15 protein-coding genes and 1 riboswitch are annotated in these 25,685 nt (G+C 57.4%); of the genes, 7 read left to right on the top strand and 8 right to left on the bottom strand.

All coding sequences use genetic code 11. The features are described from left to right. Nucleotides 1-353: 353 nt before the first annotated feature. Nucleotides 354-2,132 (top strand): glycoside hydrolase family 10-like protein, encoded by a 1,779-nt coding sequence (locus VF639_RS19565; RefSeq protein WP_331147628.1) that lies wholly within the window; start codon nucleotides 354-356, stop codon nucleotides 2,130-2,132. A gap of 391 nt (nucleotides 2,133-2,523) precedes the next feature. On the opposite strand, the gene VF639_RS19560 is transcribed toward VF639_RS19565, so the two are convergent. From VF639_RS19560 to VF639_RS19545, 4 genes are all read right to left on the bottom strand, one after another. After that, the gene (locus VF639_RS19560; protein WP_331147627.1) at nucleotides 2,524-2,955 is read right to left on the bottom strand and encodes a Fur family transcriptional regulator; all 432 of its coding nucleotides are present in this window, start codon (nucleotides 2,953-2,955) and stop codon (nucleotides 2,524-2,526) included. 98 nt (nucleotides 2,956-3,053) lie between these two features. Beyond that, on the bottom strand, nucleotides 3,054-4,313 hold the full coding sequence (locus VF639_RS19555) for a hypothetical protein (RefSeq protein ID WP_331147626.1): 1,260 nt from the start codon (nucleotides 4,311-4,313) through the stop codon (nucleotides 3,054-3,056). Nucleotides 4,314-4,363: 50 nt separating this feature from the next. Next, nucleotides 4,364-5,956 carry a SusD/RagB family nutrient-binding outer membrane lipoprotein gene (locus VF639_RS19550; protein ID WP_331147625.1) on the bottom strand — a complete coding sequence of 531 codons (1,593 nt, stop codon included), beginning with the start codon at nucleotides 5,954-5,956 and terminating at the stop codon, nucleotides 4,364-4,366. A gap of 75 nt (nucleotides 5,957-6,031) precedes the next feature. Beyond that, nucleotides 6,032-9,181, bottom strand: a complete 3,150-nt coding sequence (locus tag VF639_RS19545) for a SusC/RagA family TonB-linked outer membrane protein (protein WP_331147624.1) — start codon at nucleotides 9,179-9,181, stop codon at nucleotides 6,032-6,034. A 355-nt stretch (nucleotides 9,182-9,536) separates the two neighbouring features. Between VF639_RS19545 and nagB the strand changes: the two genes are divergently transcribed. The 3 genes from nagB to VF639_RS19530 all read left to right on the top strand — a co-directional run bounded on the left by nagB (nucleotide 9,537) and on the right by VF639_RS19530 (nucleotide 13,311). Beyond that, nucleotides 9,537-11,450, top strand: a complete 1,914-nt coding sequence (gene nagB, locus VF639_RS19540) for a glucosamine-6-phosphate deaminase (RefSeq protein ID WP_331147623.1) — start codon at nucleotides 9,537-9,539, stop codon at nucleotides 11,448-11,450. A gap of 88 nt (nucleotides 11,451-11,538) precedes the next feature. Further along, the gene (locus tag VF639_RS19535) at nucleotides 11,539-12,708 is read left to right on the top strand and encodes an acyltransferase family protein (protein ID WP_331147622.1); all 1,170 of its coding nucleotides are present in this window, start codon (nucleotides 11,539-11,541) and stop codon (nucleotides 12,706-12,708) included. 54 nt (nucleotides 12,709-12,762) lie between these two features. Further along, entirely contained in the window at nucleotides 12,763-13,311 is a 549-nt protein-coding gene (locus tag VF639_RS19530; protein ID WP_331147621.1) for a DUF2059 domain-containing protein, read from the top strand. A gap of 112 nt (nucleotides 13,312-13,423) precedes the next feature. Here VF639_RS19530 and VF639_RS19525 read toward each other — a convergent pair whose 3' ends face one another. Beyond that, nucleotides 13,424-15,049 (bottom strand): 3-(methylthio)propionyl-CoA ligase, encoded by a 1,626-nt coding sequence (locus VF639_RS19525; RefSeq protein WP_331147620.1) that lies wholly within the window; start codon nucleotides 15,047-15,049, stop codon nucleotides 13,424-13,426. A 562-nt stretch (nucleotides 15,050-15,611) separates the two neighbouring features. Here VF639_RS19525 and VF639_RS19520 point away from each other — a divergent pair. Next, nucleotides 15,612-16,058 (top strand): hypothetical protein, encoded by a 447-nt coding sequence (locus VF639_RS19520; protein ID WP_331147619.1) that lies wholly within the window; start codon nucleotides 15,612-15,614, stop codon nucleotides 16,056-16,058. A 150-nt stretch (nucleotides 16,059-16,208) separates the two neighbouring features. Here the strand turns inward: VF639_RS19520 and VF639_RS19515 are convergent, their stop codons facing one another. The 3 genes from VF639_RS19515 to VF639_RS19505 all read right to left on the bottom strand — a co-directional run bounded on the left by VF639_RS19515 (nucleotide 16,209) and on the right by VF639_RS19505 (nucleotide 21,333). Further along, nucleotides 16,209-16,793, bottom strand: a complete 585-nt coding sequence (locus VF639_RS19515) for a beta-class carbonic anhydrase (protein ID WP_331147618.1) — start codon at nucleotides 16,791-16,793, stop codon at nucleotides 16,209-16,211. A 91-nt stretch (nucleotides 16,794-16,884) separates the two neighbouring features. Continuing rightward, on the bottom strand, nucleotides 16,885-17,430 hold the full coding sequence (locus VF639_RS19510) for a carboxymuconolactone decarboxylase family protein (protein ID WP_331147617.1): 546 nt from the start codon (nucleotides 17,428-17,430) through the stop codon (nucleotides 16,885-16,887). Nucleotides 17,431-17,821: 391 nt separating this feature from the next. Then, nucleotides 17,822-17,915: riboswitch (SAM riboswitch) on the bottom strand. Between the two features lie 232 nt (nucleotides 17,916-18,147). Continuing rightward, the gene (locus tag VF639_RS19505) at nucleotides 18,148-21,333 is read right to left on the bottom strand and encodes a serine hydrolase domain-containing protein (protein ID WP_331147616.1); all 3,186 of its coding nucleotides are present in this window, start codon (nucleotides 21,331-21,333) and stop codon (nucleotides 18,148-18,150) included. Between the two features lie 280 nt (nucleotides 21,334-21,613). Here VF639_RS19505 and VF639_RS19500 point away from each other — a divergent pair, with 280 nt between their 5' ends. Together VF639_RS19500 and VF639_RS19495 are read left to right on the top strand one after the other, a co-directional pair. Then, nucleotides 21,614-22,561 (top strand): hypothetical protein, encoded by a 948-nt coding sequence (locus tag VF639_RS19500; RefSeq protein WP_331147615.1) that lies wholly within the window; start codon nucleotides 21,614-21,616, stop codon nucleotides 22,559-22,561. A 598-nt stretch (nucleotides 22,562-23,159) separates the two neighbouring features. Further along, on the top strand, nucleotides 23,160-25,337 hold the full coding sequence (locus VF639_RS19495) for a rhamnogalacturonan lyase family protein (protein ID WP_331147614.1): 2,178 nt from the start codon (nucleotides 23,160-23,162) through the stop codon (nucleotides 25,335-25,337). Nucleotides 25,338-25,685: the final 348 nt, after the last annotated feature.

The following is a 25,685-nucleotide window of genomic DNA, read 5'->3' as shown; positions in this document are numbered from 1 at the left end:
TTCGGTTCGCGTCTCGTCGTTGCTGATGTTATTTAGCCGGGCTCGTTTCTTACAGCCGTTCAACGCCGAGACGCGAACCGAAGGTCGGCGCAGCCAAGTGTCGCGTCTCTACCTCGTGCTAGGAAGCTTTGCTATAGTGCGTCGTGATCCTACGAATGGCGCGGAAGGCTTCGTAGAACCACTACTTGGTGAAATGCCGTTGCCAGATCAACTGGTTTGTTCAGCAAAGAAAGTGTTGCTACGAGGTGCATCTTGTTCAGCAACTAGTAGTTCTACGAACCGCTGCGCATAATTCGTAGGACTACGGGCCAGTATATCTGCGTAATTTGCAGCTTGATTTCCTTTTCGTGCTGATGTCCCATTTGTTTGCTGCTGGCCGGCTTCTTGCTTTTTTTGTTTCTATTACAGGCCTACTGGCCGTTTCTGCGCGTCCTGCCCTTGCCGATGTGCCGCCCAAACGGGAGTTGCGGGGTGTCTGGATTGCCACCGTGGAAAATATCGACTGGCCTAGTTCCCGCAACCTCACCCCCGAGCAGCAGCGCCGCGAATACCGCCGGATGCTGGATATACAGCAGCGCAACGGCATCAATGCTGTGTTTGTGCAAGTCCGCCCCGCCTCCGATGCTTTTTACCAGAGCGACCTAGAGCCCTGGAGTCGGTGGCTGACCGGTACCCAAGGCAAAGCTCCAAGCCCGGCCTACGACCCGCTGCCCTTCCTGATTGAGGAGGCCCACAACCGGGGCATGGAGTTTCACGCGTGGTTTAATCCTTACCGGGCCTCCATGGATTCCGTGACGCGCCGGCTGGCCCCGAACCACCCATTTCGGCAGCATCCGGAGTGGTTTCTGCGCTACGCCGGCAAGCTGCTCTACAATCCCGGCTTGCCTGAAGTGCGCCAGTATATCAACCGCGTCATCCTGGACGTAGTGCGCCGCTACGACATCGATGGTGTGCACTTCGACGACTACTTCTACCCGTATCCGGAGGCGGGCCAGGTTATTCACGATGAAGCGGCCTTCGCGCAGTTCAACCCCAGCAACCTTTCGCTGCCGGACTGGCGTCGCCAAAACGTGAACGTGCTTGTCCGCGACCTGCACGACTCCATTCAGCACACCAAGCGGTGGGTGAAGTTTGGCGTCTCGCCGTTTGGGGTTTGGATGAACCAGCGCAACGACCCGGAAGGCTCGGCTACGTCGGCTTTCGAAGGATATTCCGGGTTGTATGCCGATGCCCGGGAGTGGACGCGCCAGGGGTGGGTTGATTACATTCTGCCGCAGCTCTACTGGAGCAGCAGCTTCAAGGTGGCGGCGTATCCGGTGCTGCTGGAGTGGTGGTCGCGCAACCGGTTTGGGCGGCACCTCTACATCGGGCAGGGCGCCTACCGGATGCTGGAAACCAGCCGCCGCGACACCGCCTGGCTCGGCAACCGGGAACTGCCCCGGCAGGTGCGCATGAACCGTAGCTTCCCCGCCGACGTGCAGGGCAGCGTGTTTTTCAGCTCGAAGTCCCTGATCGTGAACCCCCGGCACGCCGCCGACTCCCTGCGCCTGAACTTGTTCCGCTACCCGGCCCTCGTCCCGACTATGCCGTGGCTGGATGCCGTGCCGCCCCGCCCGGCGCAAAACTTGGTGGTCACCACTTCGCCCAAAGCCAACACCCTCACCTGGCAGCCCGCCCCCCTGGCCCCCGACGGCGACCTGGCCGCCTACTACGTGCTCTACCGCTTCGCCGCAAACGAAACGCCCAGCCCCGACGACCCACGCCACATCCTGACGGTGCTGCGCCCCAAACCCGGCACGGGCCTGGCCTACGTGGATACCGCCGCCCGCCCCGGCCTTGGCTACGCCTACTACCTCACCGCCGTTGATAGGCTGCACAATGAAAGTCGCCCCGTAAACGTGCGCACCACTGGTCGCCCTGTCGAAATCATAGTGGCCCAAGCTTCCGCCGACCCGGCGCCCATGCCGCCCGCGGTGCCGCCAGTGGCTACGGCCCCAGTACGAACCCCACTGCCAACTCCCCGCTCGTCCGTCACGCGCACTACTTCAGGCGGCAGCATCACCAAAATCAAAACCAAGATCAAACCCCGCAAAAAGCGCGGCTTCTTGCAGCGGATTTTTGGCGGACGGTAAAAGACTTTCAACACCACCTAAGCCGACACGCGAGGTATGACGATCCAGAGAAGGGTAGTTAACTTCCTAAACAGCTTCAGAGTCTGCAAAGCAAAAGCCTCTCTCGCTGTAGCGGGGGAGGCTTTGTATTGGTTGCTCTAAGTTGTCCCGAAAACCAGATGGCAGCGAAGGAGGCTTGAGTCGAACCTCTTAGCTTTCGTTTCAAAATCAGCTTCGCCGCCATCTGGCAGCCACTACTGGTAGCACCAGTAGGGCACTTTCGGGATAAACGCCGGGTGGGTGCTTACAAGCTTAGAAACACGCAGCCAGCGGAAGAGTTGCAGCTTGCCACCCGGATGAACAGTCTGCAATCTGCACTACGCTCTTGTGCAGTTAATTAGGGGATGAGTTCTTAAGCTGGCTGGCACCGCTGGCACACCCCCGATAAGAGGTAGTCGCGGGTGGTAGCGCGAAAACCGCCAGGAAGTGCAACGTCCGGTACGGGCACTTGGTCGAGGCAGTAGGTTTGCTGGCAGGTAGTGCATTTGAAATGCACATGGTCGTCGATATGGGCGTGCTCGGTGCAGGCGGCCGGGGCGCAGGCAGCGTAGCGAATGATATCGGTGGTGCCTACTACGCGGTGAATCACACCTTTCTGCTCGAAGGTGCGCAAGGTGCGGTAAAGCGTAATCCGGTCGGTATCGGGGCCTAGCTGCAGCTCCAGGTCGTGGCTGGAAAGCGCGTAGGGCGCCACCTGAAGGGCATGGAGTACCGCCCGGCGCACCGGCGTCTGGCGCAGGCCATGATGGGAAAGGGCAGTGGTAATAGGATCAGCAGTGGGCATCTTCAAAATTACAGATTCAAGCAGACTTGCAGACTGCTACCAAACAACAATGCCACCCCAAATGGAGTGGCATTGTTGGAAAAAATGTGGCGGTAACCTTAAATCGAACGATAGTCGAAACGCAGGCGGGCCGTGGAGCCGGCCGCGCTGGGCTTGATGCCCAACACTCGCAGAATCTGGTATTCATTGGTGCCGCGCAGCTTCACCAAAATTAGATCGTTGGGGGCGAGGGTGGCTACGCTACTAGTCAGTGTGCCAGCCACTTGGGCTTGATAATAACGACGCGCTACGCTGTTGACGGTAGCCGAAGTAAAGGCTTGCGTGGAAGTCTCGGTGGCTGGTAGCCGAAAAAACTGGGTGGCGTTGGCCGTAGCCAGGTTGAGGGCCGTGCCATTGAGCGTCAGGTAGATATCCTTGGCCGTAACCGGGTTGGGGTTGGGCTCGTTCTGACCGGTTCTTAGGTTGAACGACAGCGAATCAGGATTGGCATTAGGGCCGACAGCCAGCCGGCCGGTCCGCTGCTGGGGTAAGGCTGCTGGCGCCACTACGGTTACGGTGCTACTCACAGCGGCCATTTGCTGCAACGAGTACGCCACAAGCCGGAAGGTGACCTGCTGCCCAACCGACCCACGTGGTACGGTTACATCTACGGTGCGCGGAGCAGCTGCCCCGCTGCTCAGCCGGACCGAACCAATGCGCTGCTCTGCACCAGTTCCAATCTTATAGTAGTAAGAGAGGCTGTCAAGCGTCTTGAAAAGCGGAGGGCTTGAGCCTACTACAAAGCCAGTGGGTAGCGTGGTAATACCCGTTTCGTTCAGAATGACGGAATACGTAATGATGTCCTGTTCTGACTGCTGGGTAGCCGTTAGCCCATTGCGAAAGGTAGCTGGGGTGGCACCAAACTTGATTTCCGGAGCCCGGGCTACGTTGAACGGCACAGCGCGGGTGCGGGAACCACCGTTCTTGAAGTTCACTACCACATCCAGCCGCACTGGCTGCTTGTTGGGCAGCGTCGCCGGCACCGTGTAGGTCACCAGTTGCGATGTACTGCGGTTTGCCTCGTTGTAAGTGAAGCTAGGAGCTAGAGTAGCTACCACAGTCGAGTCGGTTTTGCCGACCACTTGCACCAGCTTGATTTCCTGCACCTGGTCGGGTTCGGCAGCCGCTACTTCAATACGCACCTGCTCGCCAGGCGCATATTTGGTTACCACCGGAATAAAGTTTGTCAGCGTGACTTGCGCGTTGTCGTCTAAGACTGCTGAGTAGGGCTCTTCTATATCCTTATCACAACTGGTGGTAAGAACTGTAGCAGCCAGCAGCAAGGCCGGGAACAGACGGAGTAAGAGGGGTTTATGCATAGCGTAGAGAAGGCTTCAGGAGAGAAATACGACAACACGAACCGAGCAACTTAAGGCCGGTCCCACCACAAGGGTTTGCCTATGTAGGCGTCGTTGGTAGTGGCGCCGGCTTCCGAGAACATGCGGGCCACTTCGTCGGGGTTGTAAAGCGTTTCGGTGGCTCCTGGCAGCAGCCGGCGTGGCCAGCGCATGGTAGGGTCGGTGATGGCGGCCAAAGGAGCATTCACGGCGTTGCCTGTTGGGTACTGCAGGTTCACGTACACGTCGGGGCTGAAGTCATAGCGGCGCATATCCGACCACGATTCCGGGTTCAGAAACATTGCAATGTATTTCTGCTCCATGATGGCCCGCGGTACGTTCGGGTTATTGGGTGAGGCCAACTGGGCTTCGGTCTGCGCGACGGCAGCGCTGCTTAGATACGCTGCAATCTGCGAAGCAGTAATGATGGGGAAGGTAACCGCGGGTGCCGAAAATGTGCCTCCGCCCCCAATTTTAGCCATGTGAGCCCGAATGCCCTCCTTGTAAGCGGTCAGCGCCCGGTTCTTGTTGCCAGCTTTAAAGGCGGCTTCAGCTTCGATGAACTTCAGCTCGTGGTACGTAATAACTTCGAAATACCCTAGGTCGCGGGCGTACCAACTAGCGTAAAAGTCGGTGATGGCAGGCGTTGTACCGGGGATAACATTAAGGGAGGCGGTGGTGCCTACACCAGGTGCTACGCCCGAGCTAAAGGTTGGCGCCATGACACCAAAACGCGGGTCCACGACGCCAGGAAACGTACTGCCGTTCAGATACCGGATGAAGTTGGTGGAAAACGTAGCCGTGCCGAAGTTAGAGCGGGTCGTACCGAAAATGTTGGTGGTATTAGCCAACGGGGCCACTGCTGTCTGGTACTGAAGCTGCGCGTCGTCGTCGCTGCTCTTGAAGCCCTTGTCTACCAAGGCCAGCACCGCGGCAGGGTCATAGCTGGCTTTCTTAGTGAGATGCTGGAGCTGGCGGGCTTTCAACGAATATGCCATTTTAATCCACTTGCTCACGTCGCCTTTGTAGAGAATGTCGCCACTTTCACTGGGCGCGGTGCTGTAAAATGGCCGGGCGTTTTCATTGGCATCCTTGCTCATTTCCACGATACCCTCGTCGAGCAACTGGTTTACCGCAGCATAGATTTGCTCCTGCGAGTCGTATTTGGGCTTGAAATTAGCGCCGCCCTGGTAGGCTTCCGAATAAGGCACATCGCCCATCATATCGGTGAGGTGGGCCAGAATCAAGGCCTGCATAATCTTGCCCGCTCCTACATAATACGCTGAGCCTTCTGCCTGCGCGGCGGCTATCATGGGCGGAATGTTGCCGCCCGACTGAAAGTAGGAGTAGTTGAAGGTGTTGGTGCTCTGGGCATTGGTGAAGCGGAATTGGTCGTTGCCGCCGCTGTTGGCGGTTCGGCTCACCACATACTGCTCGATGTAGGGCGTCCGGAGCGCCGTAAACATCTGGGTCTGGATGCCGTTGCTGATGATGCTGGGCAGCAGAAAGTTAGGAGTCGTAGTAGAAGGGTTGTTGGGGTTGTCGTTCACGTCGAGGTAACTCTCGCACGACGTGAAGGCGCCACCACTCATCAACAGCCCCAGGAAAAGGAGGTATTTTTTCATTTATATAGTTTAATTGTTTGATTGTTAAATTGTTGGATGTTCAACTGTTGTTAGAACGACCAGCCATTTAACAATTTAAAAAGTGACCCGCAACCCCATGTCCACGCCCCGCGTGGCGGGCACGTTGCCGTAGTCGAAGCCGTTGGAGCCGCCGCCGCGTACCCCGGAGCCAGCCGCCGCCGTTTCGGGGTCGGCGCCGCTGTAGTTGGTGAGCAGCACCAGGTTGCGGCCGGTTACGTTCAACTCAATGGCCTTCAGGAACGTGGTTCGGCTGAGCAGCGAAGTAGGCAGGGAGTAGCTAAGCGTCACGTAGCGCAGCCGCGACCAGGAACCGTCCTCGATATAAGGAGTGCCCACTCCACTCAGAATGTTCTGATAGTAGTTTTGAGTGAGTTCAACGGTGCGTGCGTTCGGCGTGTAGGTGCCGTCGGCATTGGCAATTACCCCCTCAAATAGCACCTGCTTGCCGCGGTTGGCGGTGCGGGCACTAGTACCGGTGACAGTCGAATACAAGTCATTCCCATTGATCACCTTGCCACCCACCCGGAAATCCAGCAGGAAGCTCAGGGAAAGCGCTTTGTACGTGAACGTGTTGGTGAGCTGGGTGGTAAAGCGCGGCGCCCGGTTGCCGGCGTAGGTGAACGTGGTGCCCGGAATAGGATAGCCCGTCGTAGGGCTGATCAGCATTTTGCCGAATTCCGGGCTGTTTGGATCGGTTACCCGCTGAAAATCATAGGCGCCAATCCCGGTGATGGGTCGGCCTACAAAAGCCCCACCCTGGTGCACGTTCGTGATAAAGGCGTCGGACTGGAACACCACGGTCAGCGGGTACGGCAGCGACTCGGTGCGGTTGGTGTTGTGGTAGAAGTTGGCCAGAATATCCCAGGTAAAGCCCCCGGCGTCCTTGATGGGCGTACCGTTCAAGGTTATTTCCTGGCCTTCGTTGGTTACCACGCCCCCGTTGATGTACTGCAGAATGAAACCGGTAGCCTGGCTTACGCGGGGCGCAATCAGCTGGTCTTTGGTGCGGGAGAAGTAGTAGTTGAAGTCGAGGCCCAAACGGTTTTGCAGGAATTGCAAGTTGATGCCTGCTTCGTAGGAACGGGTGCGCTCGGGCTTCAGAATCGGGTTCGAGCCGAAAAAGTCGTTGCGGAAGCCGCCGCCAATGTAGGAGTTGGTGGTCAGCGGCGACTCTACACGGTACGGACCAGTGTCGCGGCCCACTTCCGCCACCGACGCCCGCAGCTTGCCGTAGTTAAGAAACTTGTTCTGCTCCAGGCCCAGGGTGCGGGTAAATTCGTAGCCCAGGGCGGCTGAGCCGTACCCGAAACCCTTGCCGAAGACCTTGCCTTCGTCGGGACGGGGCAGCGTCGACGACTGGTCGTAGCGGCCCTGTAGCTCCACCGTTACCTGATCATACAACGACGCGCTCAAACGGGCGAAATTGCCGATGAGGCGGCGTACCTGCAGGCGCTGCAAGGCGTTGCGATTCACCGTGTTGTTGATGCTGATGAAGGTTGGGTTCTGGAAAATCAGACCCACATAATCCACCGCTTCGTCGCGGCTCTGCTCAATGGTGTTGCCGAGTACCAGCGTGCCGCGGAATTTCTCGTTGAAGGTGTGGTTGAAGGAAGCCAGCGTGGTAGCTGTCAGCAACCGATTCAAATCCACAGTTTCGGCGATGCCGCCGTTCTGGTTGCCAGCCTGCGAGGTGCCCACCGCCCGCACCGAGGTGGAATGAGAACTGGCCAGGTCAGTGCCAATATTGTGGCTCAGGGTCAGGAAGGTGAAGGGCTGGTAGCTTAGCTGCGTGTTCCCGATAAAGCGGTTGGTGCGGTCGGTTTGCGGGTTGAACTGGGCCGACCAGTACGGGTTGTCGGCATCAACGTCGGTGCCATTGTTGGGTGCCAGCAAGCGCCGCCGGGTGCCGTCCGGATTAAGGAAGTTGCGGGCGTCGTCGTTTTGGGGCCAGTTCAGCAAGCTCAGCAAGAAGCCGCCCGATGAAAGAGCGCCGGCCGTCGAGATGAGGCCGGGCCCTTGCAAGGTGCGCCGCCCGCCCGAGTTCAGGTATTGGGCCGAGGCCGTCACGCTTACTTTCGGTGAAATCTGGGCGGTGCCCGAGAGGCGGACCGTCGTTTTGTCGTACTTGTTTTTAGGCGTTACGCCCGACTGGTCGAGCCGGGAAGCCGAGACGAAGAACGTCGCCTTCTCCGTGCCGCCCGACATGTTCAGGAAGTGCTGATAGGCGTAACCCTTCTGGAAAAAGTTTTCCAAGTTGTCGTATACCGGTTGGCCAGCCTGAAACGGCGACCCCCAGGAGTTGCGCGTGGTGGCATCGTACACGCCGCCGGTGCCTTGCCCGTATAGTTTCTGCAGCTTCGGGAGCCGGTTCACCTCATCCACCGAAAACTGAGTGCGGTAGCTAAGCGTCGTGCGGCCCGCCGTACCTTTTTTGGTGGTGATAACCACGGCTCCGTTGGCGGCCCGTAGTCCGTAGAGCGCCGCCGCGGCCGGGCCTTTCAGCACCGTAATGCTGGCAATATCTTCAGGGTTGATGTCACCAGCGCGGTTGGGTGTGCCCACTGAGCGGCCCAGCTGGCCGTTGAACTGTGACCCGCCACCTGGTGCGGTGCTCTCCTGGAACGACGAGTTATCCATAATGATACCGTCGATGATAAACAGCGGTTGGTTGTCGCCGTCGAGCGAAGTACCACCCCGAATCACGATGGATGTACCCTCGCCCGGCGACCCACCCGACGACGTGATGTTCACGCCCGCTACTTTGCCCTGCAAGGCATTCACGACGTTGTTTTGGCGCGAGTCGATGATGTCTTTGGCCTTCACTTCCTGCACCGCCGTCACAATATCGCGCCGTTCCTGTCCGATGTTGTAGCCAGTTACCACCACGTCTTTCAACTCCGTGGTATTTTCCTTCAAGCCGATATCAAGACTGGTTTCTTCGCCAACGGCGCGCTCCAGGGTGGTGTAGCCGATGAAGCTGAAGGTGAGCGTGCTACCCGGCGCCGCCTGGATGGTGTAGCGGCCGTCGGCGCCGGTGCTGGTGCCGGTGGTAGTGCCCTTCACCAGCACCGTCACGCCCGGCAGGGGGCTCCGGTCGGTGGCCGCCGTCACGACCCCGGTAATAGTGCGCAGGTTTTGCTGCGCATGACCAGGTAGGGCTGCCACCATACCAAGCGTTGGCGCTAGCCAGTAGAGTTTGTTCATAGAGAGCGGAAAGAAGGTGAGCTAGGAAAAAGGAAGGCGTAAAAAAGCAGTCGGCCGGCATTCAGCTGCTAAGCGCAAGCGAATGCCGGCCGGAATAGGATGGACTCTGGAGCAGGCGCTGGACAACAAAACCAAGTGACGAGCATCAGGCAAAAGCTGAAGTAACCGGCCGCGCCGGGGCGCTAACAACCTTAAAGCAAGGTTCTGAAGCCAGCTAAGAGGAAAAAACAAAGCCTAAACTAGGAAGCTGATTATGTTTAACCAACTATATATGGCACTTAATTTAGTAATTTTTCAACTTTGAATCCTACCTGAAAAGCTTCAGCTTACCCCCTCACTTTAGCCGCTCCCTTTTATGTTCAACGTTGCTGCCACTACCCGCGTACCGGTCCGAGCATTTCCTGATTCCGAGCTGGCCTCCGCCACGGTGGCCCGCGAATTAGCCAGCTTCATTCGGCAGCGGGCCGCCGAGGGCCGGCCCGCCGTGCTCGGCCTGGCCACCGGCTCGTCGCCGACGCGGGTGTACGAGGAACTGGTGCGCCTGCACCGCGAGGAAGGCCTGAGCTTTCAGAACGTAGTGAGCTTCAACCTCGACGAGTATTATCCCATGCCGCCCGACTCGTTGCAGAGCTACGTGCGCTTCATGCGCGAGTACTTGTTTGACCACATCGACATCAAGCCCGAAAACGTACACATTCCCGACGGCACGGTGCCCATCGAGCAGGTAGCCGACTATTGCCGCCGCTACGAGCAGCAAATCCGGGACGCGGGCGGCATCGATTGGCAGCTGCTCGGCATCGGGCGCACCGGCCACATCGGTTTCAACGAGCCCGGCTCCGGCTCCGACTCGCGCACCCGCCTCATCACCCTCGACCACATCACCCGCACCGATGCCGCCTCCGACTTCTACGGCGAAGAAAACGTGCCGCGCCGGGCCCTGACCATGGGCGTAGGTACCATTCTGGAAGCCCGCAACATTGTGCTGCTGGCTTGGGGCGAAGGCAAGGCCGCCGTGGTGAAGCGCATGGTGGAAGGCGAGCCCACCGACACCGTGCCCGCCACTTACTTGCAGCATCACCCCGCCGTGCAAGCTGTGCTCGATGAGGCCGCCGCCGCCGAGCTGAGCCCCCAAAAAACGCCCTGGCTGGCCAACGTGCCCTGCAATTGGCAAGACGAGGCCCTGGTGCGCAAAGCCCTGACCTGGCTGGCCCGGCGCCTGGAAAAGCCCATTCTCAAGCTCACCGACGAAGACTACAACGAAAACGGCCTCTCCGGCCTGCTCGCCGAATCGGGTCCGGCCTACCGCATCAACATCCGGGTGTTCAACGAGCTGCAACACACCATCACCGGCTGGCCCGGCGGCAAGCCCCATGCCGACGACACCCACCGCCCCGAGCGCGCCGCCCCCTTTCCCAAGCGCGTGCTCGTGTTCAGCCCGCACCCCGACGACGACGTTATTTCCATGGGCGGCACCCTGATCCGCTTGGTCGACCAGGGCCACGAGGTGCACGTGGCGTACCAGACCTCCGGCAACATTGCCGTGTTCGATGACGAAGCCATCCGGTTTGCCGAGTTCGTGGCCGATTACGACGAGGCGTTCCGTTTCGATGATCAGCCGGCCGAAACCCTATACCAACGCGTCGTGGGTTTCCTGGAAAACAAAGAGCCCGGCCAAGTGGACTCCGACGAAGTGCAGCAGATAAAAGGCCTCATCCGGCGCGGGGAGGCCAAAAGTGCCTGCCGCTACGTGGGGGTGCCGCAGAACCGGGCCCACTTCCAGGAGCTGCCTTTCTACGAAACTGGCCGGGTACGCAAAAAGCCGCTCGGCGACGAGGATATCCGCCTCACCATGGAGCTGCTTAACCGCATTCAGCCTCAGCAGATTTATGCCGCCGGCGACCTTTCCGACCCGCACGGTACGCACCGCGTGTGTTTGGCCGCCATCATGCAAGCCATCCAGCGCCTGAAAGAGTCGGGTACGGCGTGGCTCGACGACTGCTGGGTGTGGCTCTACCGCGGCGCCTGGCAGGAGTGGGACATCGACCGGATAGAAATGGCCGTGCCGCTAAGCCCCGAGGAACTCACCCGCAAGCGCCGCGCCATCTTCAAGCACCAAAGCCAGAAAGACCGGCCCCTGTTTCCCGGTGCCGACCAGCGCGAGTTCTGGCAGCGCGCTGAAGAGCGCAACCGCACCACCGCCCGCATCTACGACCAGCTCGGCCTGCCCGAATACGAGGGCATCGAGGCGTTTGTACGGTGGCAATTTTAATTGCTGATTTACGCTGATTAATCGTGATTACGCTGATTTTTTAGTGCTTTCATTGCCGTAGAAGCCAGCGAAAAATAAAACTTGTTTCATGCAAACTACCACCCAAGCTGCTCTCGAAACCACGCACGCTCAGCCGTTGGTTGAAGCATCGCAGCCGGCGCGGCTTATCTCGCTCGACGTGTTCCGCGGCATTACCGTGGCGGCCATGATACTGGTGAACAACCCGGGCGACTGGGGCCACATTTATGCGCCGCTGGAGCACGCGCCCTGGCACGGCTGCACGCCCACTGACCTGATCTTTCCGTTCTTCCTCTTTATTGTGGGGGTGAGTATCGTGTATGCGCTGGACGGGGCGCGACGGCAGCCCGAAACCCACGGGCGCACGATGGTCCGGATTCTCAAGCGCTCGGCTATTCTGTTTGGATTGGGGCTGTTTTCGGCGCTCTTTCCGAAGTTCGATTTCGAGACGGTGCGGATTCCAGGGGTGCTGGCGCGTATTTCATGGGTGTTTTTGATCTGTGGGGTGCTGTTTCTGAAAACCACCCAGCGGCAGCAAATTGGGCTGCTGGCTTTCTGTTTGATTTTCTACAATGTGCTCATGCAGGTAGTGCCGGTGCCCGGCTTCGGACCGGCCAACCTGGAGGCCAGCACCAACCTGGGGGCGTGGCTGGATCGGCTGGTTTTCACCGAGAAGCACCTTTGGTCGAGCAGCCGCACTTGGGACCCGGAAGGGCTGCTCGGTACCTTACCGGCCGTGGGTACGGGCTTGCTCGGGATGCTGACGGGCCAATGGCTGCGGCGCAACGATGTAGACCCCGCCACCCGCGTGGCGTGGCTGTTTGTGGCGGGCGCCGCGGCGGTTATGCTAGGCCTGGTCTGGAACGGCTGGTTTCCCATCAACAAAGCCCTCTGGACTAGCTCGTTCGTGCTGTATGCGGGCGGCTTGGCCATGGCTACGCTGGCGGGCCTCTACTGGCTGACGGATGTGCAAGGCTACCGCCGCTTCACCACGCCCGCGCTGGTGTACGGCGTCAATGCTATTACCGTGTTTTTCCTGTCGGCTATTGTGGCCAAGTCGCTTAACCTCATCAAGGTAACGGCGGCTGATGTGCCGCTCAAAACCTGGCTTTACACCACTTTTTTCACCCCGTATTTCAGTTCCATCAATGCCTCGCTGGCCGGTGCTATTGTGTGCGTGCTGATCTGGCTGAGTATTTTGTGGGTGATGTATAAGAAGCAGATTATCATCAAGGTTTGATGAAGAACTGAACGGCGTACCGATCCAATTACCGGAATATCCGTATTCGGGGAGATGAAAAAACTGTGGATACTGGCGGCCAGTCTCTTGCTGGCGGCCCCAATAGCGAATGCCCAATCAACAACTCCTGCTGCTACTGCCACCGCCGCGCCGGTTTCGGCTAGCCACCGCAAAGCCGCTGAAGAGCTGCTCACCGTAATGGGGAGCGAGAAAAATACCAGTGAAATGACGAGCCAGATGTTGCAGGCGCAACTCTCGCAACGCCCCGAAATGAAGCCGGTGGAGCCCGAAATGCGCGCTTTCATCACCAAGTACATGGGCTGGGCAGCCATCAAAGACGACATGACGGCGCTTTACGCGCAGGAGTTCACCGAAAAGGAGCTTAAGGAGCTAACCAAGTTCTATCAAACGCCGACCGGCCGCAAAACTGTCCAGAAAATGCCGCAGCTGATGATGGCCGGCATGGAAATCGGGCAGAAGCGCGTGCAGGAACACCTGCCGGAGTTGCAGCAGGTTATCGGCGAGAAAATGAAGTCGCAACAGCCCGCAACTCAGCCGCCTGCAAGTCAGCCACCCGCAAGCCAACCGCCTGTAAGACCATAAGAGGGTTTACGCCACTCTGTTCTGTCTAACACATCCAACCAATAAACCAAAGGCCGTCCTGCCAAGCGCAAGCTCAGCAGGACGGCCTTTGGTTTGAGAAGCTTTTGCTGCCTCACTCAAACGTGTAGCCCGCAAAATCTTGCCGGAGCTTGGTTTTCAACAGCTTGCCCGTGGCCGTGTGCGGTAGCTGATCCACAAACTCCACGGCGTCGGGCTTCCACCAAGTGGCTACTTTGCCCTCGTAGAAAGCCAGCAGTTCCTCTTTGCTAACCGTGGCATCGGGCTTGCGGACCACGACCAGCAGCGGCCGCTCGCTCCATTTGGGATGCGGCACGCCAATCACGGCGGCTTCCGCTACCTGCGGGTGCGCGACGGCCAGGTTTTCCAGCTCGATGCTCGAAATCCACTCGCCGCCCGACTTGATTACGTCCTTCGAGCGGTCGGTGATTTGCATGAAGCCGTCGGGGTCGATGGTGGCTACGTCGCCGGTGCGGAACCAGCCGGATTTGGTTAGCTCGCCGGGATGGTTGGCGCGGAAATACTCGGCTACCACGAACGGCCCGCGCACCAGCAAGTCGCCGAAGGCGACGCCGTCGGTGGGTAGTTCTATGCCTTCGTCGTCCACTATCTTCATGTCGATGCCAAAAACCGAGCGGCCTTGCTTGGTCTGAATGGCGAATTGCTCGTCTTCGCTGAGTGAAAGGTGTTTGGTTTTGAGCGTACAAACGGTGCCGAGCGGCGAGGTTTCGCTCATACCCCAAGCGTGCCGGATTTCCACGCCCAACTCTTCATCAAAGGCCTTAAGCAGCGCCGGCGGGCACGAAGCTCCACCTACTATCATGCGCTTGAGGGTGGTGAATTGCAGCTTTTTCTCGCGCATAAACGTCAGCAGCCCAAACCAGATGGTTGGTACGCCCGCCGTAAACGTGACGCCTTCTAACTCATACAACTCGTACAGGCTGGCAGCGTCGAGGCCGGGGCCGGGCAGCACCAGCTTGCAGCCGTTGAGCGGGGCGGCGTACGGAATACCCCAGGCATTGACGTGGAACATAGGCACGACGGGCAATACCACGTCGCGGGCCGAGCAGTTGAAGCAGTCGGGCAGGGAGGCCGCGTAGGAGTGCAGCAGCGTGGAGCGGTGCGAGTAAAGCACGCCCTTAGGCTGGTCGGTGGTGCCGGAGGTGTAGCAGAGCGAGGAGGCGGTGTTTTCGTCGAATACCGGCCACTCGTAATCGGCGGCTTGCGCGGCCACCAGGTCTTCGTAGCAATGCAAAGCAAGCGGGAAGCTGCTGTCAGGCATGTGGGCCCGGTCGGTTAGCAGCACCCAGCTTTTCACGGTGGGGCAGTGCGGGGCCAGTTTCTCAACCAGCGGCAGGAAGGTTAAATCAAAGAACAGCAACTGGTCTTCGGCGTGGTTGATGATGTACACCAGCTGCTCGAAAAACAGCCTCGGATTAACAGTATGGCAAACCGCCCCCATGCCCGAAACCCCATAATACAGCTCCAGATGGCGGTAAGTGTTCCAGGCCAGCGTAGCTATTCGGTCGCCCTTCCGAATGCCAAGCGCCCCCAACGCGTTGGCTAACTGCCGGCTGCGGCGGCCCAGGTCGGCGTAGGTGTAGCGGTGCAGCAGGCCTTCCGGCATCCGGGACACAATTTCAGTGTCGGCGTGCCACTTGGCGGCGTACTCCAGCAGCCCCGCAATGCGCAGGGGCTCGTTCATCATCAGACCTAGCATAGAACGGTGTGGGAATGGTGGGATAGATGCCGAACAAGCTACCAAAAAATCAGCGCTTGCAACAAGACAGGCTCCGCAAGCCCACCAGAAAGCGCCGGCTTACTACTGGTAGAAGCTGTTGCGTCTGCCTTGCCGGAGAGTCGTTGAAACGTTTCTAATCGTGGCTGTTACCTGTTCATTGTCATGAAGTAGCAGACCACTATTATTACCAGCCTCGGTTTGAGCGGGTTAGAAGCCCTGCTACCATCCGCCGCTTTGCCTGTGTCCGCTATTCCCGAATTGTAGCCTTAGCTTAGATAGTAGCTATTGATGGCAACGAAACTTGCCTGAACAGCATCCCCGAATTCTGGCGGATACTGTATAAATAAGAGTTTCTACACCGCATCGAGGCCAACTCAGCTGGAGGTAAGAAGTAGACAGGAAGGTTAGGGTTGCAGTCTACTTCGTGGTACAGAGATTTGTATTTATTTAATTTTTTATAACTATATAAGATAAAATTCGACCATTGTTCAGCTAGCTTCGTAAAAGTTGAGCAATAGAATATTTACCCGCTCTCCGCCCGATGTATATCGACCTTATTGCTTCCGACTTTTTAACTATCAATTACAATTACGATACGCAGATTCTGGTAAGCCGCTGGCTCCGCCCAGTAACTCCAACAGAAGCCCGTCGTGGTTACGAAGACTTGTTGGCTGCTGCCCAAAAGCAGAATGCCCACCACTGGCTGATTGACATCAGGCGCTGTCAAAGTAGCGCCCCCGAAACGCTGGATTGGCTCCAAAACAGCTATTATCCTAAGCTGACCGCCGAACTAAGGTCGCCCGTATGCGTGGGGTACTTCATGTCGCCGGATTTGCGCAAAGACTTTGAGGTGAACGGGAAAAAACTCGATCCAGCGTTAATCGGTGAGTCGTTCCGCCTGAGTCTGTGTACCACTGAGGGCGAGTGCATGAACTGGCTGCTACAAGAGCAGCAGCACCCAACGGCTCAACTGCTAGCCACCAAGTAAGGCCGTCTGGAAAGCCTGCTGACTAAGATCGACGCAGCAAGACGACCACTATCCTACAACATAAGAAGCCGCCGCTGGTAACAACGGCGGCTTCTTGTTGTAAGGCCATCTTAAAGGCAGTACGCTGGTTCAACGAGCTATTGTTGTGCCCTAGCTTTGAACTTGCCCTATTATGGTGGCGGCGGGTACCTCAATCAGTTGGCCGCTTTTTACATCGTAGATATAGCCGTAGACGGGAATAGTAGCGGGTACCAATGGGTGCTGCCGAATGCGTTGCACATCATCAACCACACTTTGCTCCAGGTTTTTGAAGGTTAAAAAGGCTATATGTTGCGCCTCCACCGAGCCGGGGCCCTGCCCGATATCGTGCCAGCCGGCTTCATCCACGGTGGCGGTTTCCAGGCTATTGGCCAGCAGGTCACGCATGATGTCGTCGGTGAAGTACTGCATGCCGCAGTCGGTGTGGTGAATCACGAAGAACTCTTTGGTGCCGAGCAGCTTGTAGGAAATCACCAGGGACCGGATGGCATCGTCGCTGGCGCGGCCGCCGGCGTTGCGAATCACGTGGGCGTCGCCTTCTGCCAGCCCGGCATACTTGGCCGGGTCGAGGCGGGCATCCATGCAGGTAAGGATGGCAAAATGCCGGGCGGGTGGCAGCGCCAAAGCGCCTTTTTCGCCAAAATCGGCCTGATACTGCTGGTTGGCGGCGAGAACTTCGTCTAGAATCTGGCTCATAGTGGCTATTGGTTTTGGAGTAGGTAGATGAGTTGTCAGTTGCGAGTTGCCGGTTGCCAGATTGTTTGAGCCGGCAACCGGCAACTACTGGTTAAGCGGGCAGAGGTTGGGCGGCGGGCCAGTCGATGGGCACTTGGGCAATGTGCTGCACGTAGTTGTTGAAGGTGTTCAGGGCTATCACGCCAATCACCTCCACCAAGGCGGCTTTGCTGTAGCCGGCGGCAAAAAACTGGTCGAGGCTAGCTTGGGAAGGGTGGCCGTTGTTGCCGACGATGTCGAATGTAAGCGCGGCCACGGCGTTGAGGCGGGTGTCGGAACTGCTGGCGGTGCGCACGGCAACGGTTTCTTCCTCGGTCAGGCCCTGCAGTTTGCCTACGGTTGTGTGGGCCGCCACGCAGTAGTCACACGCATTGGCTTCGGAGGCGGCCAAGTAAATCGTTTCGATTTCGCGCCCGTTTAGCTCGCCTTTGCTTAGCGCCGTGCCAAAACCGATAGAGCCATTCAGGGCCGCTGGCGAGTGGGCGAAGATGGCGTACAGGTTGGGCACGAAGCCTAGTTTGCCGTGTAATCCATCAAAAGTGGCTTTGGCTCCTTCCGGCGCTTGCTCACGGGTAAGTACTTGCAACTGGTTGCTCATGCAAAAAGAAAATTGAAATTGGAAAAAGAGGAAAAGTATAGGGTAGGCTTTCTGAGCACGGCTCGAGGGCTGTTTTGCTGCATTTCAATAGTCTGACTCTCCGGCGAAGTCTACAGCACTGCTTCCTTCTGCAAAAGCAGACGTAGCACAGATGTAAACCAACTCAGAAGCAGAAGAGGGTGCCGCAGCAGCACGCGCACACAAGGGCCCGGAAAGCCAACAGCAGTAATAGTTGCCGCTCAGGTGGCAACTGGTTTAGTGGAAACTGATAAAGAGGAGTTCTTCAACAACCACTCCCGGCCGGGCACGCCACGCAACAACACAATCGCAGGTTTGCAACGAAGTGGGCGGATAGGGCAGGGGAGAAGAAGGAAGCGGCCACGGCAACTTGTTTTTATATGGTCAGGAGTTGGCACCGTTCCAGCTACTTGCTAGGGGTTGCCGGCGTTTCGTCGAGCCTGTCTCTCCACGCCTCTTTATAAAAACAATCCTTTGGGGTAAAGAATTGATGCTTAAATGTAGCGGATGAGCTACAACAAATCCAAGTTATTATTTCACGCAGTGGTTCGGGGCATCTGTACTTACAGATGTCGCTTTCTTACCAACTTAATTATTTATAAACAGTGAAGCCCCAATTGCTTTAACAACTGAGGCTTCAGAGCGCAAGCGTAGTATTCCTGCCCTTTAAGTTCTAGGAACAACGACAGGCGAGCAGATCTACTGCTCCACCGGCGTTTTCACTTTCAACTTTTGCACCGGCCGCACGCTCTCCAGCGCCACCTGTAGCACGTTGGTTCGCACGTTCAGGCTGGAAATCTTATTGTTACGGCGCGTGGGGTTTACGCGGTTGGTGAGCACAACACACAAAATTTCTTCTTTCGGGTCAACCCAAAAGTAGGTGCCCGTAAAGCCTGTATGGCCATAGCTCAGCGGCGAGGCGCTTTTGGCCGAATTCACAGCCGGATTAGCAGCGGGCCTGTCGAAGCCGAGGGCACGGCGGTTGTCGGGGCAGAACTGGCAGCGGGTGTACTCGGCCAGAGTTTCGGGCTTGAGCAATTGCTGACCGCCATACTTGCCGTTCCAGGCGTAAAGCTGCACGATTTTGGCCAGGTCGTTGGCGTTGCCGAAGAGGCCGGCGTGGCCCGAGAAACCACCGAGCAGCGCCGCGCCTTCATCGTCAACGGTGCCTTGCAGCAGCTGGTGGCGGAACAGCGAATCGTATTCGGTGGGCGTGATGCGGCTGAGGGGGAAACGGCGCGTGGGGTTGTAGCCGAGCGTGGTAGCGCCTAGTGGCTTGTAAAGCTCGTCGTTGACAAACTGCGCCAGTGGCTTGCCCGAAGCCGCTTGCACAAACCGCGGGTACATAATAAACGACAAATCCGAGTACACGTAGCCCGGCTTCTCGTTCAGTGGCGACTCGGCAATGGCTTTAGTGATGCGCGCCGGAAAATCCTTGCGGGCCCACAAGCCTGTGGCGGCGCGCAGCGGGAAGCGGGCCGAAGAGTCGGGGCGGAAGAAGCGTCGGCTGAGTTCTGAGGGTTGGGTAAAGGATACCTCTTTGGCATCGGGCCGGTTGCCAAACAGGGCGTTGAAGAGGCCGCGCGGCTTGGTGTAGTCTTTCCAGAACGGAATCCAGGCTTTCAGCCGGGCCTGGTGCGTAAGCACGTCGCGCAGCTTCAGGTCTTGCTTGTTGGAACCCACGAACTCGGGGAAGAGCTGGCCCAACGTCATATCGGGGTTGAACTTGCCCTGGTCTTGCAGCTTCATCAGGGCCGGCAGCGCCGCCGATACTTTGGTCACGGACGCTAGGTCGTAGAGGTCGGTGTTGCGGACGGCGCGGCTCGGTCGGCCGCCTTGCGAAGGTGCATCAGCGAAGGTATGGGTGCCGTAGCTTTTGCGCAGTACCACCGTGCCGCGCCGCGCAATCAGCACCTCGGCCCCGGGGAAAGCCCGGGCGGCTAGTGCCCCGTTCATGATGGAATCCACGCGGGCTTCCAGGTTGTTGTTCATGCCCACCGCCTCGGGGAAGCTGTAGCGCAGCCGCATGCCGCCCTGCGTGGTTAGTCCCGCCCCGTAGCCGTACCGGTCCGACACCGTCACGGGCAGCTTGCCGGTAGCCGAGATGCCGCCAAAAATCACCTCGGCCGTTACGTCCTGCGCGTTTTTGCTTTCCTGATAAGCCAGCACCACGGCGTCGGCGCGGTCCAGGTCCCGGATTTTAGCCACCGCGTAAGCCGAGCCGAATACCGATACCACTATTTTCTGGCCGGGGCTGCCTAGCTCGCGCAGCAGCACGTTGGCTTCGGCCGTCACCCCGAAGTTGGTGGCTGGCAAGCGGCCCAGGTTGTTCATGCCCACCAGCACCACGTTGTATGCTTTCAACGTCTCGCGCATCTTGGTTAGCTCGTCCAGAGTCGGCGAGGCCGACATCCAGTAGTGGCGCACCGGTGCATAATCGGCCACCATGCGCTGGAAATCGGTGGTGTCCTTCATGCCGATAGTAAGCGTTGCCAGTTGCAGCGTATCGAGGCGTTGCAGGGGCAGCAGGTGTTGATGGTTGCGGAGCACCGTTACGCTCAGCTCGGTAAGGCGCTGGCTCAGGTATTGGGCGTGCGGCGTGTTCAGATCGGCCACTAGGTTTTTCAGCGCTATGGGCTTGTACTTGTTGAGGCCCGCCCATTCTTTTAGAGCCAGCACCTTGCGGCAGCGGGCATCGAGGTCGGCCTGGCTGATTTGGCCGCTGTCAACGGCGGCACGCACCATTTTCAGGGCCAGCGGAATGTTTTTCGAGAATTCCAGCACGTCGTTGCCGGCCAGCAGGGCGCGCACGTCGGCGTCGCCGGGCGGGTACTTGCTGATGACGCCCTTCATGTTCATAGCATCGGTGAAGATGACGCCTTCAAAACCCATTTTCTGCTTTAGCAGACCCGTAGTAATGGTTTTGGAAAGGGTAGAAGGCATGCCCGTGGTGTCGAGCGCCGGGATGTTGAGGTGGGCCACCATTATGCCGCCGAGGCCGCGCCGCATCAGGTCCCGAAACGGAAACAGCTCCAGCGTATCAATCCGCTTCCGGTCGATGCGGAGCAGGGGCAGGGCCAGGTGCGAGTCGGTGTCGGTGTCGCCGTGACCGGGGAAGTGTTTGGCTACGGCCAGAATGTTGGCGTCCTGCATGCCTTTCATGTAGAGGTAGCTTTTATCGGTCACGCTCTGGCGGTCTTCGCCCCAGCTGCGGAAGCCAATGACCGGGTTGGCCGCGTTGTTATTGACGTCGACCACCGGCGCAAAATTAACGTGCATACCCAGCCGCTTAAACTGCGCCGCCACCTCAGTGCCCATATCATAGATAAGCTGCTGGTCGCGGATGCCGCCCATGCTCATCTGATAGGGAAAGCGCTGCACGCTGTCGAGGCGCATACCCACGCCCCATTCGGCGTCCATGGCCACCAGCAAGGGCACTTTGCTTTGGCCTTGGTAGCGGTTCAGCAAGCGACTCTGCCGCACCGGCCCACCCTGAAAAACCACTAGCCCGCCAATACCATACTGCTGAATCAGGGTCGTAATCGAGTCCTCATCGATGCGCTTGCGGTTGGAGTAGGCGGCCACCATGAACAGCTGCGCCACCCGCTGGTCGGGCGTGAGCGTCTTCATCACCGAATCGACCCAGCGGGAGCTACTCATCTGCCGGGCAAACGGCACCGGTTGATTAAGCTTTTTCGCCACTGGTATAGCCTTCTTGGTTCGGCTCTTGGCGGTGGAAGTAGCTTTCGAAGCACCCGACGCTCGGCGAGCTGTGGTTGGAGCAAAGCTCTTTTTCGAACTAGGCTGCTGCCGATGTTGAGCGAATACATTGGGTGTGAGCAGCAGTAGCAGCCACAAGAACAAGAAGGTATAGCGAGTCGACAAGGCGAGATGGTGAAGGTTGAAAGGCGAATTTAGAGGATTACGGGTCTTGATGCGTGTTGGTAAGCGGGTTTGGCTGGAAATGCCTCGTTTAATTGTCCAGCGAATTATACTGTAAAACCTATTTTAATTAATAGAAGATTGTTGTATTTTTGGAACATAAAATAGTGCTGCTTCAACTCAAGCCTGATTGGTAACAGGCTCCGTGAAGCAAAGGCGGTCAGCTCTGTACTTGCCTGGCCTGCCAACAGCCCCTAATTATTTCCCATGTTTAGCAGGTACAGTGATGGCACTTGAAAGAGTATCGAAGAAATATTGCTACCCTGAAATTATTGTAAATCCTGAGGTTTACTGGATTTTGCAGGCAGTACCGCCCCACGACTTGGTAGCGCCGGAGCCGCCCGCGCCACCGGTCTACCCCTACAATCCCCGGTTGCTACCGATATACTCCTGGGTTGGGGGAGGGTGTCTGGTGCTGTACCTTTTGTTGCAGAGCGTGTCCTTCCTGGTTTGGGTATCGGTGCTTTCAGGGCTTTCGTTTTTGCTGCTAAAGGTGCGTTTCCGATTCGCCCTCGATACCTACCATGCAGCCCGCGCCTATGCGGCCGCCTACGAAGTGCGCGTAGCAGAATACGATAAGCAGTTGAAACAACTATTTCCCGCCGGTAAGCTGTGGGAATACAGACTGGCTTTGTTGCAGCAATATTTGAGCACTACCAAACAACCGGAAAACCTAACCCCCAACGACAAGCGCCAAGTTGGTAATGGAACAGGCACCATGTTTCATAAGTACCTGGTGGAATGCTTTGGAACTGCTATTCACGCAGACAAGAAAGTGCAGGTGCTGCACGGGAGTGCCTATAGTATCAGCTACTATCCCGATTTCGTTTACCAGGACCAGGAAACAGGGTTATGCATTGATATTGAAATAGACGAGCCTTTCGATGTAAGAACTAACACACCAACGCACTGCGTAGGAAAGGATGATGATAGAAACAGATTTTTTGTCGAGAATAAGTGGGTTGTAATAAGATTTACGGAAGAGCAAGTAGTTAATTGGCCTGAGCTGTGCTGCAAGGAAATTGCCTTGACGATATTCGATATAACTAAAGTTAATTACGCCGTAAAGGAATTTGTAGCATCTCTGCCGCAACAGAAAAAATGGATGGAATACGAAGCCAAAGCATTGGCCGAGAAACTACATAAACAGGATCTTGTCGTTTGGGAATAAGTAAAATGGATTGTAGGGTATACAGTCTGCATCTTATTGTACCGAGTAATTATCTGAGTGATAGAATTGCGTGGTAACCAGGGAAAGCACTATTTAAAATAGTACATACTTTATAGCAGTTTCGACAGCGGTGTAGAAACGCGACACTTCGCGTCTCGGCGTTGAACGACTTAGGCGGCTGGCCTGGACGCCCAAACACAAAGTGTCGCTACACCGCTGTCGAAACTGCTATAAGCTGAAATACGCTTGTTTATGGCGCCAGAGAAATATGCTGACATGCCTTATGGTTTAGCTTGCGCAACGCTTGATAATAATTTGTTGCACCAGAGTAGGTTGGAAAAAGATTGTTTCACGAAGCTTAATAGTCTGATAAGCTTCTGGTAGGCAGTGCCATTCTCAAGCAATGACCATATTTTATACGTACTCATTAACAAGTGCTAAGAATAAATTCAATTAATAAAATTCAACTATATAACGGCATTGTTTAACTAAATAACGTAAGTAAACAATTCGTAATAGTTACCAGCAGAGTACAGGAAGGCTGACATAGGGTTGCGCCGCTATTTGGCAGCAAATCAACCACATAACCCGTCTGCCCATGCCCACCACAATCTACTCCTTGGCCATCAGGCCCCAACCCTGTTATCAGCGGCCTTTGCTGTCCGCTTTCGTCCGCCGACTTGCGGTATGCCTGCTTGCTGTTTTGCTGCTTACTAGCAGTAGTGCTTACGCGCAAAAGCAAATGGAACGTCTCAATCGGGGCGTAGTCGCGGTTCGTATCAGTTCCAGCCAAGTGTTCGTAAGCTGGCGTCTGTTCGGTACCGATGATCCGGCCACTACCAGCTTTCACGTGTACCGCAACGGTACGCGTATTACCACGAATACCATCACCAACTCCACTACCTATATCGACAACAACACGGTCAACTCCACTTATTCAGTTAGGGCCATTGTGAACGGTACGGGACAAGAATATTCGGAAGGTGCCCCCACCTGGGCGCAGCAATACCTCAGCATGCCGATGCAGGTGCCAGCCGGCGGCACTACGCCTGCCGGCGAAACCTATACTTATTCGGCCAATGATTGCAGCACCGGCGACCTAGACGGCGACGGGCAGTACGAAATCATTGTGAAATGGGACCCCTCCAATTCCAAAGACAACTCGCAAGCTGGCTACACCGGCAACGTGTACCTGGATGCCTACAAGCTCGACGGTACCCGCCTGTGGCGCATCGACCTGGGGCGCAACATCCGGGCCGGTGCCCATTACACCCAGTTTATGGTGTATGACCTTGACGGTGACGGCAAAGCTGAAATGGCCTGCAAAACCGCCGATGGCACCCGCGACGGCCGGGGCACTATCATTGGCAACTCCAGCGCTGACTACCGCAGCTCGAGCGGTTACGTTCTGACCGGGCCCGAGTTTCTGACTGTCTTCAATGGCCAAACAGGTGCGGCTATGGCTACTACCGCCTTCCTGCCCGCCCGTGGTACCGTAGACTCGTGGGGCGACGGCTACGGCAACCGCGTCGACCGTTTCGTATCGACGGTGGCATACCTTGATGGTCAGCGGCCGAGCCTGATTATGGGTCGGGGCTACTACCAAAAGCTGGTGCGCGTGGCGTGGGACTGGCGCAACGGCCAGCTAACGCGGCGCTGGACGTTCGATAGTGGCTCGTCGGGCAACAGCGCCTACGTTGGCCAGGGCAACCACCAACTCACTACGGGCGACGTAACCGGCGACGGCCGCGACGAAGTAATAAACGGTTCGAGCGCTATCAGCTCGTCGGGTACCGGCCTCTATGCCAACGGCCTCGGCCACGGCGACGCCCTGCACATGAGCGACCTGGACCCCGACCGCCCGGGCATGGAGGTGTGGCAGCCTCATGAAGACCCCGGCTCCTACGGCCGCTTTGGCCTGGAATTCCGCGATGCCCGCACCGGTACTCCTTTGTGGGGCGTGTCCGCCACCGGCGACGTAGGCCGCGGCCTGACCGCCGACATCGACCCTCGCTACAAAGGCAACGAGTGCTGGGGCTCAGTAGGCGGCTTGTATACCTGCAAGGGTGTGCAAATCGGGACGGCGAAGCCCAGCGTCAATTTCGCCATTTGGTGGGACGGCGACCTGAGCCGCGAGATTTTGGACGGAGCCACGCTCAACAAGTGGGACGCCAACGCCGGAACCAGCAACCGTCTGTTCACCATCTACAACTCGGGCGGAGCTACGCCCATCAACGGTACCAAAGCCAACCCCTGCCTGACAGCGGATTTGCTCGGCGACTGGCGCGAGGAAATGGTGTATCGCAATGCCAACAGCACGGCCTTGTTGCTGTTCACGACCACTATCCCGACCACCACGCGCCTTTATACGCTCATGCACGATGCGCAGTACCGGGTGGCGGTGGCCCACGAGAATTCGGCCTACAACCAGCCCCCGCATACCAGCTTCTACCTTGGTACCGGCATGGCCGCCCAGGGCCGGCCTAATATTGTGCTGGCCGGCGCTAGTGCTGCCCGTACCAGCGGCCAGACGCAGGAAGCAGTTATAGCACCCGAGAAAACCGTAGCGGTGTACCCGAACCCATCGACGGGCACGTTCCGCATTCAGGCAACCGGCCACTTCCAATACGTTATTCTCGACCAGTATGGCAAGCAGGTAGCGCAGGGAGAAGGAGAAGAGCAGCAAGTAACAGGCAGCCAACTGACCCCCGGTATCTATCTGGTGCGGGTGCAGACGGCTGATAAAGTAGAAACTGTCAGAATAGAGAAGCGCTAAGCTGTTCTCGATTAAACGGAAACCCCACGCGTAGCGTCAGCTGCGGGTGGGGTTTGCGTGCAGAAAACAGGGGCCGTAGGGCTAAAGGCTAAAAGCTTTTAGCGTTTCTCGTGGCGGTGTGCTTTATTTACGATAGTGCAAACAGTTCGCAGGAAAAGAAAACAGCATGCGGCCCGGCCGTTTCCATTTTCGGCCTTATTGCCTATCGTCTTCCTTGCTTTGGCGCAATGCCAGATAGCGTCTCTGTTGCGTCGTGGCAGCGTCGGCCGGTGGTATAGGTTCCATCGGCCGGCGAGCAGCCGTAGAAGTTCGAGCAAGAAAATCCTATCTATCTGCCAAGCTACAAGC

Source organism: Hymenobacter sp., from assembly GCF_036387835.1.
Lineage (GTDB): Bacteria > Bacteroidota > Bacteroidia > Cytophagales > Hymenobacteraceae > Hymenobacter.
This window is presented reverse-complemented; position numbering and strand designations above follow the sequence as displayed.

Bases quoted from the DNA above. Each gene is read 5' to 3' on its own strand.
- VF639_RS19560 (WP_331147627.1), bottom strand. From the start codon at position 2,955: ATGCCCACTGCTGATCCTATTACCACTGCCCTTTCCCATCATGGCCTG.
- VF639_RS19545 (WP_331147624.1), bottom strand. From the start codon at position 9,181: ATGAACAAACTCTACTGGCTAGCGCCAACGCTTGGTATGGTGGCAGCC.
- VF639_RS19565 (WP_331147628.1), top strand. From the start codon at position 354: ATGTCCCATTTGTTTGCTGCTGGCCGGCTTCTTGCTTTTTTTGTTTCT.
- VF639_RS19555 (WP_331147626.1), bottom strand. From the start codon at position 4,313: ATGCATAAACCCCTCTTACTCCGTCTGTTCCCGGCCTTGCTGCTGGCT.
- VF639_RS19520 (WP_331147619.1), top strand. From the start codon at position 15,612: ATGTATATCGACCTTATTGCTTCCGACTTTTTAACTATCAATTACAAT.
- VF639_RS19515 (WP_331147618.1), bottom strand. From the start codon at position 16,793: ATGAGCCAGATTCTAGACGAAGTTCTCGCCGCCAACCAGCAGTATCAG.
- VF639_RS19535 (WP_331147622.1), top strand. From the start codon at position 11,539: ATGCAAACTACCACCCAAGCTGCTCTCGAAACCACGCACGCTCAGCCG.
- nagB (WP_331147623.1), top strand. From the start codon at position 9,537: ATGTTCAACGTTGCTGCCACTACCCGCGTACCGGTCCGAGCATTTCCT.
- VF639_RS19510 (WP_331147617.1), bottom strand. From the start codon at position 17,430: ATGAGCAACCAGTTGCAAGTACTTACCCGTGAGCAAGCGCCGGAAGGA.
- VF639_RS19530 (WP_331147621.1), top strand. From the start codon at position 12,763: ATGAAAAAACTGTGGATACTGGCGGCCAGTCTCTTGCTGGCGGCCCCA.
- VF639_RS19495 (WP_331147614.1), top strand. From the start codon at position 23,160: ATGCCCACCACAATCTACTCCTTGGCCATCAGGCCCCAACCCTGTTAT.
- VF639_RS19525 (WP_331147620.1), bottom strand. From the start codon at position 15,049: ATGCTAGGTCTGATGATGAACGAGCCCCTGCGCATTGCGGGGCTGCTG.
- VF639_RS19550 (WP_331147625.1), bottom strand. From the start codon at position 5,956: ATGAAAAAATACCTCCTTTTCCTGGGGCTGTTGATGAGTGGTGGCGCC.